This is a genomic window from Rhodococcus sp. LW-XY12 (assembly GCF_019317345.1).
GTDB classification, from domain to species: Bacteria; Actinomycetota; Actinomycetes; order Mycobacteriales; family Mycobacteriaceae; genus Rhodococcus; species Rhodococcus pyridinivorans.
On sequence record NZ_CP079225.1, the window covers coordinates 4,558,982 to 4,575,062 of the forward strand.

The window sequence follows — 16,081 nt, forward strand, 5'->3', positions numbered from 1 at the left end:
GGAGTATGTAAACGCTCCCGAGGGTGTTCTCCCACTTCCGCGGCGGTCCGGTCCGCAGGGTGACTGCACGACCTGTCCTTCCGGTGTAAGGATGGGAGCATGACCCTCGCGCAGAACTCGGAGATTCGCTCCGGCATCGATCTCGGACACGTCGACGAACGGGTCCGCCCCCAGGACGACCTCTTCGAACACGTGAACGGCCGATGGCTCGCCGAACACGAGATCCCCGCCGACCGCGCGCTCGACGGAGCCTTCCGCACGCTCGCCGACAAGGCCGAGGTCGACGTGCGGACCATCATCGAAGAGGCCGCGGCGTCCGGCGCCGAGCCGGGCACCGACGCCCAGAAGATCGGCGACCTGTACACCTCGTTCATGGACACCGCGACGATCGAGGCAGCCGGTCTCGATCCGATCCGCGGGGAACTCCGGGCGGTCTCCGGCGCTGCCGACCGCGCCGCGCTCGCGGCAGTACTGGGCGGGTTGCAGCGCGCCGGCGTGACGGGTGCGCTCGCACACTACGTCGACACCGATTCGAAGAACTCCGAGCGGTACCTGATGCACGTTTCGCAGGGCGGGCTCGGGCTGCCCGACGAGTCGTACTACCGCGAGGACCGCTACGCCGAGATCCGTGACCAGTACACCGCCCACATCGGCCGGATGTTCGCCCTCGCCGACCTGCCCTACGACGCGGCGAAGGTGGTCGCGCTCGAGACGAGGCTGGCCGCTGGGCACTGGGACGTCGTCAAGCGTCGCGACGCCGACCTGAGTTACAACCTGCTCACCCTCGACTCGCTGCGCACCGATCTTCCGCAGTTCGACTGGACGGGATGGATCACCGCGACCGGCGCGACCACCGAACAGTGGGCCGAGATCGTCGTTCGTCAGCCGAGCTTCCTCGAGACGTTCGCGACGTTGTGGGCCGACGAGGACCTCGACGACTGGAAGGCCTGGGCGGTGTGGCGGGTGCTGCGCGCGCGGGCTCCGTACCTGTCCGAGGCGTTCGTCGACGAGAACTTCGCGTTCTACGGCCGCACGCTCACCGGTACGCAGGAGATCCGCGACCGCTGGAAGCGCGGTGTGTCGCTCGTGCAGGACCTGCTCGGCGAGGCCGTCGGAAAGCTCTACGTCGAACGGCACTTCCCCGCCGAGGCGAAGACGCGCATGCAGGTGCTCGTCGACAATCTCACCGAGGCGTACCGGCAGTCCATCACCGACCTCGAATGGATGAGCCCGGCCACGCGCGAGGCCGCGCTGCGCAAGCTCGAGAAGTTCACCCCCAAGGTCGGCTATCCCGACACCTGGCGCGACTACTCCGCTGTGACGATCACCCCGGACGACGTGGTGGGCAACTACCGCAGCGGGTACGCCGCGGAATACGACCGCGATCTCGGCAAGCTCGGTGGTCCGGTCGATCGCGGCGAGTGGTTCATGACCCCGCAGACGGTCAACGCCTACTACAACCCGGGGATGAACGAGATCGTCTTCCCCGCCGCGATTCTCCAGCCCCCGTTCTTCGACCTGCATGCCGACGACGCCGCAAACTACGGCGGTATCGGCGCGGTCATCGGGCACGAGATCGGCCACGGATTCGACGATCAGGGCGCGAAGTACGACGGCGACGGCAATCTGGAGAACTGGTGGACCGATTCGGACCGCGAGGAGTTCGGCAAGCGCACCGCGGCCCTCATCGCGCAGTACGACGAGTTCGAGCCGAAGGCCCTTCCCGGACAGCGTGTCAACGGCAGCTTCACGATCGGCGAGAACATCGGTGATCTCGGTGGCCTGTCGATCGCGTTGAAGGCCTACGAGATCGCGCTCGACGGCAAGCCCGCGCCGGTCATCGACGGCCTGACCGGCCTGCAGCGCGTGTTCTTCGGATGGGCGCAGGTGTGGCGTACGAAGGTTCGCGACGAGGAGGCGTCACGACGCCTCGCCGTCGACCCGCACTCGCCGCCGGAGTTCCGCTGCAACGGCGTGATCCGCAACATCGACGCTTTCTACGAGGCGTTCGACGTCACCGAGGGCGACAGGCTGTATCTCGATCCTTCGGAGCGCGTGCGCATCTGGTAACTCCACGCACGACTCTGCCCCGACGCGGACAGCGTCGGGGCAGTGGTCGTTTCGGGGGCGTTCGTTTCGGGGGCCGTTCTCGGGCTGTCGCCTACCGGATCAGCCGAGGTGCGAGCTCGGCACCGGAACGCCGCGCGCGTGGAACCACGGGATGGGGTCGACCTTGGCGCCGCCCGGCTGCCACACCTCGTAGTGCAGGTGCGGGCCGGTGGACTGGCCGCGGTTGCCCATCGTGGCGATCTGCTCACCGGCGCGGACGTGCTGGCCGACCGAGACGAGGGACTGATCGATGTGGCCGTAGACACCGGTCGTGCCGTCGTCCTGCGCGATGCGCACCCACAGGCCGAAGCCCGAGGCCGGACCGGATTCGATCACGACGCCGTCGGTGACGGAGAGGATGGGCGTGCCGATCGAGTTGGCGACGTCGATACCGTTGTGGTTGGTCCCCCAGCGCGGACCGTAGCCCGAGGTCAGCGTTCCTGCAGCGGGGAAGGCGAGCGCGGGGCGACGCGCGGCCTCCTCACGAGCGGCCTGCTCGGCGGCCTCGCGGGCGATCCGCTCGGCCTCGGCACGCTGTGCTGCCTCCTGGGCAGCGATCGCCTCGGCGACACGCTGTGCTTCCCTCTCGGCGGCGCGGTTCAGCTTCTCGGTGTAGTGCGATGCGTCGACACCGGCGACCTTCAGCACCTGCGGTGCGGTCGAGAGGTTCTCCCCGGCGCCCGTCCATGCGGTGGCGGACTCGACGCGGACCCGGTCGCCTGCGGCGTTCGCGACCGTCGTTCCGCCGACGGTGACGGCGCTCGCGAGGACCGCGACTGCCATCCACCTGCCGGCGCGGGTTGCGCGCCGTCGCAGATCGGTAGCTTTTCGGGTGTGGGTGGATTCAGGATTTCGGATCACAGCAGTTTCCTCTGGGACAGGCCCTCGGTAACGAAAGGGTCACGATTCCATCACAGAGTACTTCGACCTTTGACGAACTCAGCGTGTCGCCTTGACTCCAAACCGACCGGTATCGGACAAAAAGCGCCCGATTTTCCCTACTCGATTCACATCGACACCATCGACCTCACGCGTTGGTCGCAAAACCGGGGTGAACCGTGAGTGACGTCACGCCATCGGATAACGGGGAAACGATCTCCGAGGGGGTATCGAGGCGGTATTGCGGCCCCAGCCGAGAGAGCCCTACCGCACCGCGAAACGCAGACCGAAATTGTCGAACGTCGCGGGCAGCGGACGCGCCGGATCCGGCTTCATATCCGACACCACGGTGAACTCGGCGGACCGGAGCAGAGTCGCAAGGAAGGTGCTCGCCGCGAACAGCACGATGCTGCGCCCGGGGCACACCGTCGGTCCGGCGCTGAACGGCACGAGCGCGGGATAGCGCTCGGCGCGGCCGTCGAGCCAGATCTCGGGTTCGAAGGTGTCGGCGAACGGCAGGTCGTCGGAGCGGTGGAAGGCCGAGGACAGGATCACGAAGCCCGTACCGGCGGGAATCGTGGAGATACCACTCGCACCGTCGCTCCACGTGGTCTCTTCCACGGAGTCCCGGAGGATCACCGGAGTGGTCGGCCACAGCCGGGTCGTGTCCAGCACGCAGGCCCGCAGGTACTCGTAGACCTGCGGTGTCCCGGCTTCGGTTCCCGACAATTCCGACTCGACGCGCAGACGCTGCTCGGAATGGGTCGACAACACCGCCAGGGTTCGGGCGCTGACCATGCCTGCGGCGTCGAACGCGAACAACCAGTGCGGCATCTGCCCGATCGGGTCGACGGACGCCGGCGCTGCGAGGTCCCGGACCACCCCGGCCAGACTCTCGGACGGAGCCGCCGTGACATGACGGTGCAGGTTCTGGGTGAACCGATCGCGCAGGCGGTGCCGGAGCGGATGCGCGAACGACCAGTTCCCGTTCGAGCGCAGCGTCCACAACTGGTCGGTGATGCTCTCGTCGTCGCGGGCGGCGTCGCCGAACGCGAGTCGCCGAACGAGGCGCCACCAGGTCTTCACGAAATCAGGAGCGTCGAGTTCACCGCGCGACCTCGCGTGCTCGAGCAGATTCTGCGCCTCCTGCTCGATCACGGGAACCCACTCGGCCGCGAGACGGTGCAGGGCGTGTTCCGGTTCGAGGACCGACTCGTTGAACGCGCGTCGCTGGGCGCGGATGTCCCCTCGGGAGATGAGCACACCGTTGGGCTGGAACGGGCTGAGTGCGGCCACCTTCTCCTTGTTGGCCGCAGTGAACGACGCCGTGTCGGTGCGCAGGATCCGGTCCACATCCTCGGGTGTCAGGACGATCGCGAGGGTGCGGCCGGGGATCGGCACGACCACCGGTCCGTCACCGTGCCGCTTCCGTAGATCGGCGACCAGGCGGACCACGCCGGCATCGGACTGGTTCTTCTCGAGCAACTTCATCGCCCAACGCCGACGAGCGATCGGTCCCACCGCCACGAACGGCACGGCCACCTGCCCGAGGAGCCGAGCGGCGTCGGTGGGCGAAACGGTCGCGGTCGTTGCAGGCACAGGTGCTCCCGGCGTCGGAGGGGCAGGACTTGTGAAGGCTTCCCGTCGGGAGCACATCCAAACGTCCGTCCGGACCCGCAGAGGGAGATCACCGCAACCCCGGAACGAGTAGGCTTGCACGGTCCGCGGACAGAAGCACGCCTTCGGACGGCATGCAACTGTCTTCAAGGCGCGCAAACGGTCGGCGCTGCAGTGACAACTACCCGTCCCGATTTCCCCTGCGCCCTATTTTCCGCGCGCCTGCTTGCCGCGAGAGCACCTTGTCGGCCGCTTCCCAGTGCGCATCGAACAGATCGCCACGAACGTCGGAAAACCCTGCGACGGTGTGGAAGTGAGCATCGCCGACGACAGCGAGGTGCTAATCCGCGGATACAACGTGATGCAAAGGTCGTCGCGTCGCTCTTCCTCCCGTCGACTCTACCGACCCATCGTCGGCGTGAAGTCACCCATCGGACATTCCGACGATGAACACATCCCGTGCCCGTACCCGAACTTTCCGAGGCTCGAGTACGGGCATGTTGTCGCTTCTGCAGTTACACACATTTCAAGATCGAACACAGCACATCGATCGTCGTCACGTTATCCATCACAAGTCCGAAATGCACGAAAGATCCTCTCGCGCCCAACTTTCGAACCCGTGGTTGGATGTGCGGTCGAGATACGGACTCGAGCGCGCGACGCCGCGTGGCGAAGCCGAACTCCATCACAGCCACCGCCTGCCCCGGGAGGAACCATGACCGACATCGAGACGAAGAACTTCTTCACCGATCCGGAACTCGTCGAGGACCCGTACCCCTACTACGACGCCCTGCGCGAGGGATGCCCGGTCACGCGCGAACCCCACCACAACGTCATGATGGTCACCGGCTACGAAGAGGCGATCCAGGTCCTGAGCGACGAGCAGACCTTCTCGTCGTGCATCTCGGTGACCGGTCCGTTCTCCGGCCTTCCGGCCTGCCCCGAGAGCGACGACATCACCGACTTCATCGAGGAGCACCGCCCCTCGCTGCCGATGAACGACCAGCTCCCCACCATGGATCCCCCGCAGCACACCGACCATCGCGGCCTGCTGATGCGGCTCATCACGCCCAAGCGCCTCAAGGAGAACGAGGCCTTCATCGAGCGCATCGCCGACCGCCTCCTCGACGATCTGCTCGCCCGAGGCGAGGGCGACTACATCACCGGCTTCGCCGCTCCGTTCGCGATGCTCGTCATCGCCGACCTGCTGGGCGTGCCGGAGAGTGACCATCAAGAATTCATCGAGGGCCTGAAGATCCAAGTGGAGAAAGGCTTCTCGCTCGGCAGCACCGAGGGTGAGACGCTGAAGCTCAACCCGCTCGAGTTCCTGTACAAGAAGTTCGGCCAGTACATCGAGGACCGCCGCGCGAACCCCACCGACGACGTGCTGACGGGTCTCGCCACCGCAACCTTCCCCGACGGCACCCTGCCGCCCGTCGACGACGTCCTGCGTATCGCCGCGAACGTGTTCTCCGCCGGCCAGGAGACCACCGTGCGTCTGTTGAGTTCCGCGTTGCGGATCATCGCCGAGCAGCCCGAACTCCAGAAGACCCTGCGCAGCGAGCCCGATCGCATCCCGAACTTCATCGAAGAGACGCTGCGTTTCGAGAGCCCGATCAAGGGCGACTTCCGGCTCGCGAAGACCCCCACCACCGTCGGCGGGGTCGACGTCTCGGCCGGCACGATCATGATGCTGGTCAACGGCGCCGCCAACCGCGACCCGCGCCAGTTCTCCGACCCGAACGAGTTCGACATCGATCGCCGCAACGCACGCACCCACATCGCGTTCGGTCGCGGCGTGCACTCGTGTCCTGGCGCCCCGCTCGCCCGAACCGAAGGACGCGTGGGCATCGCGCGCCTGCTCGAGCGCACCAGCGAGATCCGGATCTCCGAGAAGGTGCACGGCCCCGAGGACGACCGGAAGTTCGGTTACCTGCCGACCTTCATCCTGCGTGGCCTGCTCGCCCTGCACCTCGAGTACACGCCGGCGGAAGGTGAGTCGAAGTGAAGGTCGTCGTCGACGACGACGCCTGCCGCGGACACGGCGTCTGCCTCGCGGCCTGCCCGGAGGTCTTCGACCTGAGCGACGGCGGATACGCCGTCACCCTGATGTCCGAGGTCCCGGCCGAACACCAGGACTCCGTGCGGGAGGCCGCAGGGGGTTGCCCCGAAAGGGCGATCCGGCTCGACTGAGATCAGAGCGCACCGTTCTTCGACGGGTCCGGCGTCCGGCCTTCCATTCTCCAGCAGAGAATCCACCTCCCGAGCCTCTTGCGGGGAATGACCCGCCTACGGGGGCCGGGTGCGCTCCGATCCCCGCGTTGGTTGTCAGGATGTCTCACGGCCATCCTGACAACCAGCGAATTGCCGCAGCGGATGGCGAGAACGGCAGCGGATTCCGTCCCGGGTGCGCATTCCGACTTGCCTCTTTCCGGCCCCGAATCAGCCGTATCGGGATGAGAACAAGGTTTCTTTTTCTGATAGCAACAGTCTCGAGTCGGGACGGAAAGCGGAAGGACGGCCCCGCGTTGCCTCCCTATCCTCCGGTACAGTGTCCCCATGTCCACTCCACGCGACACAGGGCGATCCGGGCAGTGACGGGCGCCAGCGAAGAGCCGGCCTGGAAGCAGCGCGCGGTGGAGCGTTCCATCCGGACCGCGAAGCTGCGCGCCGAGCAGCGCGTTCAGCGCTTTCTCGATGCCGCACAGGCGATCATCGCGGAAAAGGGCAGCACCGACTTCACGGTTCAGGAAGTTGTCGACCGGTCGAAGCAGTCGCTTCGCAGCTTCTACCTACAATTCGACGGTAAGCACGAGCTGTTGCTGGCACTCTTCGAGGATGCTCTGAGCCGCTCTGCCGATCAGATCCGTGCCGCTGCCGCCGACGAGAAGGATCCTCTCGATCAGCTGCGCGTCGCAGTGGAACTGCTGTTCGAGTCGTCCCGACCCGATCCGGCGGCCCCGCGACCCCTGTTCACCGACCTCGCGCCGCAGCTGGTGCTCACCCATCCTGCCGAGGTGAAGGTCGCACACGCACCGATGCTCACGCTGTTCACGGAGCTGATGGAGAAGGTCGATGCCGAGGGCAGCCTTCGCGAGGGAACGAACGCGAAGCGAATGGCCGCCATGACAATGCAGACCGTGATGTCCATTGCCCAGTCGAGCGGGGGCGACGACACCACGACCCTTCACATCTCGGCCGACGAGGTATGGAGTTTCTGCTCGCAGGGATTCGCCGCCCGCTGACGAGAGCAGCATTCTCGAACAGCAAAGTTCATCCCTCTCGCTCGGTGATCACGAGAAGCCAATCCCCGTCTCCATCCGTGTTCGGCCCCGGTATGGGGATGTCGCCGTTCTCGTCGGAAGTCGCCGGCTGCCGAGGCCCGGTCGCGTCGGCGGGGTCGACCCACTCGAGGGTCGCCTCCTCCGGTACCAACGCAGGATCGAGCCGGATCGTGCGCTGCGTCGGAAGGTAGACGACGGCGAGTGAACCGTCGGGTGTCCGGGCAGCGGTGACGTACTCGTCGTCGAGAACGTCGATCATCTCGTCACTCGTCCACGGGGTGCCGCGACCTGCGACGACGAGCGGTTCGTCGATATCCGGCACGAGCTCCCACCACGGCCACGACTGCCACAGTTCACGTATCGCTCGCAGCTGTGCGACAGCGGGAGTATCCAGACGGGTTTCCCACCCGTCCGGGAACTCCCAGTCGTCGGAACCCCGGAACTCGCCGGGCGAACCGGAGGTCAGTGCCCACAACGCCTGACGTCGGAGTGTCTCGTCGGTGGTCGGTGCCGTGTCCTCCTGGTTGTTCTCACCTTCGTAGTTGCCCTCCGAGAACAGTGCGGGTCGCGGGTCGCGGGTTCCGTCGGCACGCTCGTAGGCCTGCAGGACGGCCTGATAGGTGGGCGCGTAGGTGTAGACGAAGTTCCAGTCCACGACCGGTTCCCAGAACGGGTGATCCGTGGACAGCAGCTTGTCCCACCCCAGTTGGATCGTGAACGGTGCGTCGGAGCCGGCATCACGGATCCCGTCGAGCATCGCGTGCAGCACGAGATCCGACTCGGCACCGGCCGCGAGATCCTCCGCCTCCGGTGAGTAGTCCCCGCCGGTCATCCAGACGATGTTCGGGAATTCCGTGTACCGCTGCGCGAATCTCCGGCCGTATTCGAAGGCTTCCTCTGGTGTGGTCGAGGCGAACACGTGGGTGAGATTCCATCCGTCCATCGGATACAGGAACACCGTGTTCCCGTGGCGGCACGCGATCCGGAGATAGTCGTCGACGCGCGACCAGTACGCCTCGTTCCACTGCGTGATGTCGCCGTCGACGAACGGTTCGATGCCGTCGAAGGTGGCGCCTTCGTAGCTCGGCCCGCCGTTCACCGGCACGACGATCGCCGACATGATCGATGCGTTGAATCCGTTGCTCTCGCGGTCGGTGAAGTACAGCTCGGCCTGCTCGGGCGACCAGTCGGCCATCCCCGACCACGGCGAGTCACCGCGGACGAGGACGGGATCGCCGTACTGATCCTCGAAATAGCGACCGTCGGCGCTGACGGACGAGACGAAGCGATGGTCGGCGGCATCGCAGTCCGCTTCGACCGCCGGGACGTTCGTCCGCTGTTCCTGCTCTCCCGCGTTCGAACAGGCCGCGACCAGCAGCAACACCATCACAAGGACTGCCTGTTTCATCGTCACCCCACCGCGCCCGTGGTACGTCCAGGCTACGGAGGAGATCGTGGCTCCGAGCGAAAACACGGAACCCGTCGTCGGCGACAACCCGCGCTGGGGACTTCCTCCTCGACAAGGACCGACGTTCAATTCCGACGGACGCGGACGGCGGTGCCGGCGCACAGCACGACGACGGCACCGCCCGCAAACACTGCCCATGTCAATGGTTCTCCCAGCAGCCAGGCGGCCCAGCCGACCGTCATGATCGGCTGGGTCAGTTGCACCTGCCCGACCCGAGCCATCGGCCCGATGGCCAGACCTCGGTACCACGCGAAGAACCCGAGGAACATGCTGACGATGCCGAGGTACGCGAACGACGCCCAGTGCGTCACCCCACCCTGCGGCGGTCCGTCGGCGAGCGAGACCAGGGTGAGTGTCACCATCAACGGTGACCCCAGCACCAGTGCCCACGAGATCGTCTGCCACGCACCGATCTCCCGCGCCAGAAGCCCGCCTTCTGCGTAACCGACGGCGGCGGCGACCACCGCGCCGAGCAACAGCAGATCGGCTCGGCCGAATCCCGCGAAACCTCCGCCACGCAGGCCCGCGAAGGCCATGACGGCGACCGTCCCCGCACCCGCCGCGACCCAGAACGGGGTGGGCGGCCGTTCGTGGGCCCGCAACACCGCGACCACCGCGGTCGCAGCCGGAAGGATCGCGATGACGATCGCGCTGTGGTTCGCCGGTGCCATGGTCAGGGCGTACGAGGTGAGCATGGGGAATCCGATCACCACCCCACCTGTGACGACGGCGATCCTGCGCCACTGATGCGTGTTCGGGAGTCGTTGCCCCGTGAGCGCGAGCGCCAGAGCGGCGAGAACCGCCGCGACGACCGCGCGGCCGGCGGCGACGAACAGCGGTGACATCGCCCCGTTCTCGACGGCGATGCGGGTGAGCGGCACGGTCAGGGAGAATCCTGCGACGCCGAGCAGACCCCAGGCGAGCCCGCGAGGATCGGACGATAGCACTGGCCTGCCGGACACGATAGCGCTACTCTTCAATCTCATGTCGAACAGTAGCAGTTCCCAGCTCGTCGCGGAACTGACCCGGTGGATCGCCACCGCAGCACCCGGCGCCCGGTTGCCGTCGACGAGATCGCTCGTCGCGCAGTACGGCGTCAGCCCCGTCACGGTGCAGAAAGCATTGAAGACACTCCAGACCCGGGGTCTCGTGGAGAGTCGCACCGGTGTGGGAACCTTCGTCCGCCGGATCCGCACGTCGAACACGATCGATCACAGCTGGCAGACGGAAGCGCTCGGAACGGCTCCCTCGTTGCCTCGCGCCTCCGCCGCCCTGCGCACCGTGTCCAACGATGTGGTCTCACTCCACTCCGGCTATCCCGACCGCACGCTGCTTCCCGAACGCCTTGTCCGCGGAGCATATTCACGCGCAGCCCGCAGCGACGCCGCCGTAGGACGGACACCTGCTGCAGGACTTCCCGAACTGCAGGAGTGGTTCGCCGCGGAGCTGTCGGAAGCGACGAACGCGCGCACGGCCCCGCCGTCCGCGGGCGACGTGATCATCACCCCCGGCAGTCAGAGCGGGCTCGGGTCGATCTTCCGCGCACTCGTCGGCGCCGGTAATCCCCTCATCGTGGAGTCACCGACCTATTGGGGTGCAATTCTCGCGGCCACGAAGGCCGGCGTGCAGCTCGTACCGGTTTCCAGCGGACCCAACGGGCCCGATCCCGACGAATTGGCCCGCGCCTTCGATCGGACCCGGGCCCGCGCCTTCTACGCACAACCGAACTTCGCGAATCCCACCGGGGCGCAATGGCCGTCGTCGACCGGCGAGCGGGTCCTCGACGTCGTGCGCGATGCGGGAGCGTTCGTCATCGAGGACGACTGGGCCCACGACTTCGGGATCTCGGCCCCGTCCGTTCCGCTGTTCGCCCGCGACGATTCGGGCCACGTCGTCTATGTCCGCTCCCTGACCAAGAGTGTCGCGCCGTCGGTGCGGGTCGCGGCGATCGTCGCGCGTGGACCGGCTCGCGAACGCATCCTCGCCGACGTGCAGGCCGAATCCGTCTATGTGAGCGGCGTTCTCCAGACGGTCGCGCTCGACGTCGTCACCCAGCCGGCATGGCAGACCCATCTGCGGGCGGTGCGGCGCGAGCTCGAATCGCGCCGCAACCTTCTCGTGAGCGAACTTCGTGAGCTCGCACCGGATGTGGCTGTCGACGGGCTGCCGTCCGGTGGGCTCAACCTGTGGGGCAGGCTCCCGGACGACGTCGACGCCGAGGCCGTCGCGCACGAGTGCGAGGCCGCCGGGGTGCTCGTCGCGGCAGGTGACGAGTGGTTCCCGGCGGAGCCCACCGGTCAGTACCTCCGGCTCAACTACGCAGGACCGAATCCGGCGGCCTTCCGGGAGGCCGCGCGGGTCATCGGAAAAGTCGTCTCCGGCGGGTGAGGGCGAGCGGACGTCACCGGCTCGTGCGGCGCCGGCGGGCCTTCCTCACCCGAGTGCGTTCGTCCTCTGTGAGCCCACCCCAGATCCCGTAGCGTTCACCGGAATCGAGGGCGTACTGCAGGCACTTCTCCCGCACCGGACAACGAGCGCAGATCTTCTTGGCCGAGGCCATCCGGTTCTCCCTCGCGTCGCCCCGCTCGTTGTCCGGGTGGAAGAACAACGATCCGTCTGCGTCGCGACAAGCCGCGTCCATCTGCCAATCCCATTCCTCGGTAACGGGAGGCGGCAGATAGAGCAACTTCAGCGCGGGCATGTCCTATCTCCCTCCGTTGCGCAGGGTGCGGTAGACCTCGATCAGGTGGTCGGTGGACGCGTCGCCGGTCTCTGGGATCTCGTCGCCGGCGAGCACCGTCTGCAGGGCGGTGGCCTGGGTCTTGCCGAGTTCGACGCCCCACTGGTCGAACGAGTCGATCCCCCACACGACGCCTTGGACGAAGGTCTGATGTTCGTAGAAGGCGATGATCTGCCCGACCACCGACGGGGTCAGTTCCGGGGCGAGGATCGTCGTCGACGGCCGATCCCCGGGCATCACCTTGTGCGCCACCAACGCCTCGTCGACGCCGTCGGCGCGGACCTCGTCGGCATCACGCCCGAAGGCCAACACTTTGGCCTGGGCGAACATGTTCGCCAGCAACAACACCTGCATGCTGGTCCGCCCGTCGCGCGCCGGCAGGTCGTCGCCGCTACGGGCCAGGCCGAGAAAGTCGACGGGGACGATCTCGGTGCCCTGGTGCAACAGCTGGAAGAAGGCGTGCTGACCGTTGGTACCGGGCTCACCCCAGAACACCTCCCCGGTCGGACACACCACCGGTGTGCCGTCGGCGCGCACGGATTTGCCGTTCGATTCCATGGTCAGCTGCTGCAGATAGGCCGGCAGCCGCGCCAGATCCTGCGCATAGGGCACCACCGCGCGCGACCGATAACCGAGGATGCTCGCATTCCACACCCCGATCACCCCCGCCAGCAACGGTGCGTTCTGTGCCGGGGCGGTGGTGGCGAAGTGGGTGTCGATGGTGTGCATGCCGGCGAGGAACTCGGCGAACCGCTCGCGTCCGATGGCGCACATCACCGCCAGCCCGATCGCCGAGCCGACCGAATAACGGCCGCCGACCCAGTCCCAGAACTCGAACATGTTCGCCGGGTCGATGCCGAACTCGACCACCCGCTCGGTGTGCGTCGACACCGCGACGAAATGCTTCGCCACCGCATCTTCCCCGAGGGCGTCGACGAGCCAGCGGCGGGCGGCGGTGGCGTTGGAGAGGGTTTCGAGGGTGGAAAACGTCTTCGACGCGACGATGAACACGGTCGTCGCCGGGTCCAGGTCGGCCAGCGCCGCGGTCAGATCGGCGGGGTCGACGTTGGAGACGAACCGCGTCGCCGGCCCGTCGTGGAAGCGCCGCAGTGCGCGGGTGACCATTGCCGGGCCGAGATCGGAGCCGCCGATGCCGATGTTGACCACCGTGGTGATCTGCTGCCCGGTGGCGCCGCGCCAGTCGCCGCTGCGGAGGCGGTCGGTGAACTCGCCCATCCGGTCGAGCACGGCATGGACATCGGCGACGACATCGACCCCGTCGACGATCAACTGCGCATCGCGGGGCAGACGCAGGGCGGTGTGCAGCACCGCCCGATCCTCGGTGACGTTGATGTGCGCACCCGAGAGCATCGCCTCCCGAGCCGCGGCCACACCCGTCTGCTCCGCCAGCTGGAGGAGCAGTTCGAGAGTGCGACCGGTGAGACGTTGTTTGCTGAAGTCGACCACCAGATCCCCGGCGTGCGAGGTCAACGCCTGCGCGCGCTGCGGTTCGATCGCGAACAGCTCCCGCAGGGACACCGCGGCGATCTCGTCGCGATGGGCATCGAGGGCTCGCCAGGCCTCCGTGGTCGTCACATCCTGTGTTTCCGTATCCATGTTTCTGCCAACGCCTTTCGTCACGCCAGTGCGCGCAGGCGCGGGGCGAGGTCGCGCTCGAACAACTCCAGGAACCGCTTCTGATCATGACCCGGCGCATGGAACACCAGATGATTCAACCCCGCATCGACATACGCCCTGACCTGCTCGACCGCCTCGTCCGGATCCGACGCCACGATCCACCGCTTGGCGACCTGCTCGATCGGCAACGCATCCGCCGCCGCCTCCATCTCCATCGGATCATCGATCGAATGCTTCTGCTCCGGCGTGAGCGACAGCGGCGCCCAGAACCGGGTGTTCTCCAACGCCTTGTCCGGATCTGTGTCGTACGAGATCTTGATCTCGATCATCTTGTCGATCCCCGCCACATCCCGCTCGGCCTTCTCCGCCCCCTCGGCGACGGCCGGCAACAGCTTGTCGGTGTAGAGCTCCATGCCCTTGCCGGAGGTGCAGATGAACCCGTCCCCCGCGCGTCCGGCATAGCGGGCCACGACCGGGCCGCCGGCGGCGACGTAGACCGGGATGCCGCCTTCGGGCACGTCGTAGATCGACGCCCCCTTGGTGGTGTAGTACTCGCCCTCGAAATCGACCCGGTCCCCGCGCCACAGCTCACGCATCAACCGCACCGATTCGCGCAGCCGGGCGAAGCGTTCCTTGAACTCCGGCCACTGGCCGGCGTAGCCGGTGGCGATCTCGTTGAGTGCTTCGCCGGTGCCGACCCCGAGGAAGATCCGTCCCGGATACAGACACCCCATCGTCGCGAAGGCCTGCGCGATCACCGCCGGGTTGTACCGGAACGTCGGCGTGAGCACACTCGTGCCCAGCTGCAACCTTTCGGTGCGCTCCCCCACGGCGGTCATCCACGCCAACGAGAACGGCGCATGCCCACCGTTGTGCCGCCACGGCTGGAAATGATCCGACACCGTCGCCGAATCCATCCCGTGCGCCTCGGCCAACACACCCAACTCCACCAGCTCGCGCGGCCCGAACTGCTCCGCCGACGCCTTGTATCCCAACTTCAGCATTACCGTGCAACCTCCGAACAACGTGGTGCCAGCGAAACGATCACGCACTATCGCGCAAATCCTGCACGAAATCATGCACACTGAGCGCAGACAGTGTCAATATCCACGCAAAGGTGTGTCGCCCGTGCGTTATGGTCGTGCACCGACCCCCGACCACGGCGTCCGAGTACCCAGAAATTCGAGTGCCCAGAGCCCTAGGAGCAATCGTGTCAGCGACCGCACGGCGACGTGAAATCTTCCACCGAATCCTCGCCGACGGATATGTCGATGCGAAGACCCTCTCGGCCGATCTCGGCGTCGACGCGTCCACGATCCGTCGCGACCTCGATTCGCTCGCCCGTGAAGGGAAGGTCGAGCGCACGCACGGGGGCGCCCGAGCGGTCGAGGGCGCGGGCCTCGAGGTGCCGTACGCCCTCGAGAAGGACGTACGCCGTGAGGAGAAGGTGGCGATCGCGGCGGTAGCGGCCGCCATGGTGTCCGACGGCGACAGCGTGGTGCTCGACAGTGGATCCACAACCTACGAGGTAGCGGTCGCACTGCGACACAAGGCGTCACTGACGGTCCTCACCAATGACCTGCGTATCGCGAAATACGTTGCGGCATTTCCCGATGTCCGGCTTCTCGTGTCCGGAGGCGAGCTCCTCGGCTCGGTCTACACCCTGGTCGGCGACCATGCCGTGCAGTTCCTCTCGGACTACTCGGCCGACTGGGCGTTCCTCGGTGCCGACGCCGTGCACCCCACTGCCGGCATCACCAACACCAACACGCTGGAGATCCCGATCAAGCGGGCGATGATCCGGTCGGCCGAGAAGACGATCGTCGTGGCGGATCGTTCGAAGTTCGGAGAGCGCGCGCTCGCCCGGGTCGCGAGCCTCGACGAGGTCTCGTGCATCGTCACCGACGGCGGCCTCGACGAGGAGAAGCGGGCAGCCTACGGCGACCGACTCGTGATCGCTTCGAACTCTTGACATACAATCATTCGGTTGTACATTTGGGATGTGAGCGGAGACGACGAGGACCGGGCCGATGCCCTGTTCCACGCGCTCTCCGACCGGACCCGACGAGACATCATGCGACGCGTCCTGGCCGGGGAGCACTCGGTGTCCGCTCTCGCAGCGAACTACGACATGTCCTTCGCCGCAGTACAGAAACACGTCGCCGTGCTGGAGAAGGCCGGTCTGCTCGTGAAGCGACGCAGCGGTCGCGAGCAGTTGGCCAGTGGTGACGTGGCGGCAGTGCGGTCGGTGGCGTCCATGCTCACCGAGATGGAGCAGCTCTGGCGCGGTCGCATCGCGCGCATCGACGAACTCATCGCATCCGAATCCTCCGAGGAAGGCTGAGA

At 66.6% G+C, this 16,081-nt stretch carries 14 protein-coding genes; 7 read left to right on the forward strand and 7 right to left on the reverse strand.

Going from position 1 to position 16,081, the window contains the following annotated elements; translation table 11 throughout:
* Nucleotides 1-99 precede the first annotated feature (99 nt).
* Nucleotides 100-2,070: a M13 family metallopeptidase gene (locus KXC42_RS20860; RefSeq protein ID WP_094979993.1), complete on the forward strand. Its 1,971-nt coding sequence runs from the start codon at nucleotides 100-102 to the stop codon at nucleotides 2,068-2,070.
* Between the two features lie 99 nt (nucleotides 2,071-2,169).
* Here the strand turns inward: KXC42_RS20860 and KXC42_RS20865 are convergent, their stop codons facing one another.
* On the reverse strand, nucleotides 2,170-2,892 hold the full coding sequence (locus KXC42_RS20865; protein WP_019290816.1) for a M23 family metallopeptidase: 723 nt from the start codon (nucleotides 2,890-2,892) through the stop codon (nucleotides 2,170-2,172).
* 360 nt (nucleotides 2,893-3,252) lie between these two features.
* Nucleotides 3,253-4,587 carry a cytochrome P450 gene (locus KXC42_RS20870; protein WP_064852270.1) on the reverse strand — a complete coding sequence of 445 codons (1,335 nt, stop codon included), beginning with the start codon at nucleotides 4,585-4,587 and terminating at the stop codon, nucleotides 3,253-3,255.
* Between the two features lie 733 nt (nucleotides 4,588-5,320).
* On the opposite strand from KXC42_RS20870, the gene KXC42_RS20875 reads away from it, so the two are divergent.
* The 3 genes from KXC42_RS20875 (at nucleotide 5,321) to KXC42_RS20885 (ending at nucleotide 7,850) form a co-directional block, all read left to right on the forward strand.
* Nucleotides 5,321-6,613: a cytochrome P450 gene (locus tag KXC42_RS20875; RefSeq protein ID WP_006553750.1), complete on the forward strand. Its 1,293-nt coding sequence runs from the start codon at nucleotides 5,321-5,323 to the stop codon at nucleotides 6,611-6,613.
* Nucleotides 6,610-6,798, forward strand: a complete 189-nt coding sequence (locus tag KXC42_RS20880) for a ferredoxin (RefSeq protein WP_006553751.1) — start codon at nucleotides 6,610-6,612, stop codon at nucleotides 6,796-6,798. The genes KXC42_RS20875 and KXC42_RS20880 overlap by 4 nt, the downstream gene beginning before the upstream one ends.
* 401 nt (nucleotides 6,799-7,199) lie before the next feature.
* Nucleotides 7,200-7,850: a TetR/AcrR family transcriptional regulator gene (locus KXC42_RS20885; RefSeq protein WP_219129529.1), complete on the forward strand. Its 651-nt coding sequence runs from the start codon at nucleotides 7,200-7,202 to the stop codon at nucleotides 7,848-7,850.
* 28 nt (nucleotides 7,851-7,878) lie between these two features.
* Here the strand turns inward: KXC42_RS20885 and KXC42_RS20890 are convergent, their stop codons facing one another.
* A complete protein-coding gene (locus KXC42_RS20890; protein WP_219129530.1) occupies nucleotides 7,879-9,297 on the reverse strand; it encodes a DUF4038 domain-containing protein in 1,419 nt (472 codons plus the stop codon).
* Between the two features lie 125 nt (nucleotides 9,298-9,422).
* Nucleotides 9,423-10,304: a DMT family transporter gene (locus KXC42_RS20895; protein ID WP_219129531.1), complete on the reverse strand. Its 882-nt coding sequence runs from the start codon at nucleotides 10,302-10,304 to the stop codon at nucleotides 9,423-9,425.
* Nucleotides 10,305-10,341: 37 nt separating this feature from the next.
* Between KXC42_RS20895 and KXC42_RS20900 the strand changes: the two genes are divergently transcribed.
* Nucleotides 10,342-11,745, forward strand: a complete 1,404-nt coding sequence (locus tag KXC42_RS20900; RefSeq protein WP_033096347.1) for a PLP-dependent aminotransferase family protein — start codon at nucleotides 10,342-10,344, stop codon at nucleotides 11,743-11,745.
* A gap of 13 nt (nucleotides 11,746-11,758) precedes the next feature.
* Here the strand turns inward: KXC42_RS20900 and KXC42_RS20905 are convergent, their stop codons facing one another.
* The 3 genes from KXC42_RS20905 to fgd are packed head-to-tail and all read right to left on the reverse strand — an operon-like array spanning nucleotide 11,759 to nucleotide 14,739.
* Complete coding sequence (locus KXC42_RS20905) at nucleotides 11,759-12,058, reverse strand: WhiB family transcriptional regulator (protein ID WP_219129532.1); 300 nt, start codon at nucleotides 12,056-12,058, stop codon at nucleotides 11,759-11,761.
* A 3-nt stretch (nucleotides 12,059-12,061) separates the two neighbouring features.
* Nucleotides 12,062-13,714, reverse strand: coding sequence for a glucose-6-phosphate isomerase (pgi, locus tag KXC42_RS20910; protein ID WP_112320127.1), 1,653 nt, complete (start codon nucleotides 13,712-13,714; stop codon nucleotides 12,062-12,064).
* 20 nt (nucleotides 13,715-13,734) lie between these two features.
* Nucleotides 13,735-14,739, reverse strand: a complete 1,005-nt coding sequence (gene fgd, locus KXC42_RS20915) for a glucose-6-phosphate dehydrogenase (coenzyme-F420) (protein WP_138844654.1) — start codon at nucleotides 14,737-14,739, stop codon at nucleotides 13,735-13,737.
* 206 nt (nucleotides 14,740-14,945) lie between these two features.
* Between fgd and KXC42_RS20920 the strand changes: the two genes are divergently transcribed.
* A complete protein-coding gene (locus KXC42_RS20920; RefSeq protein WP_019290809.1) occupies nucleotides 14,946-15,707 on the forward strand; it encodes a DeoR/GlpR family DNA-binding transcription regulator in 762 nt (253 codons plus the stop codon).
* A 30-nt stretch (nucleotides 15,708-15,737) separates the two neighbouring features.
* Complete coding sequence (locus KXC42_RS20925) at nucleotides 15,738-16,079, forward strand: helix-turn-helix transcriptional regulator (RefSeq protein ID WP_006553668.1); 342 nt, start codon at nucleotides 15,738-15,740, stop codon at nucleotides 16,077-16,079.
* Nucleotides 16,080-16,081 lie beyond the last annotated feature (2 nt).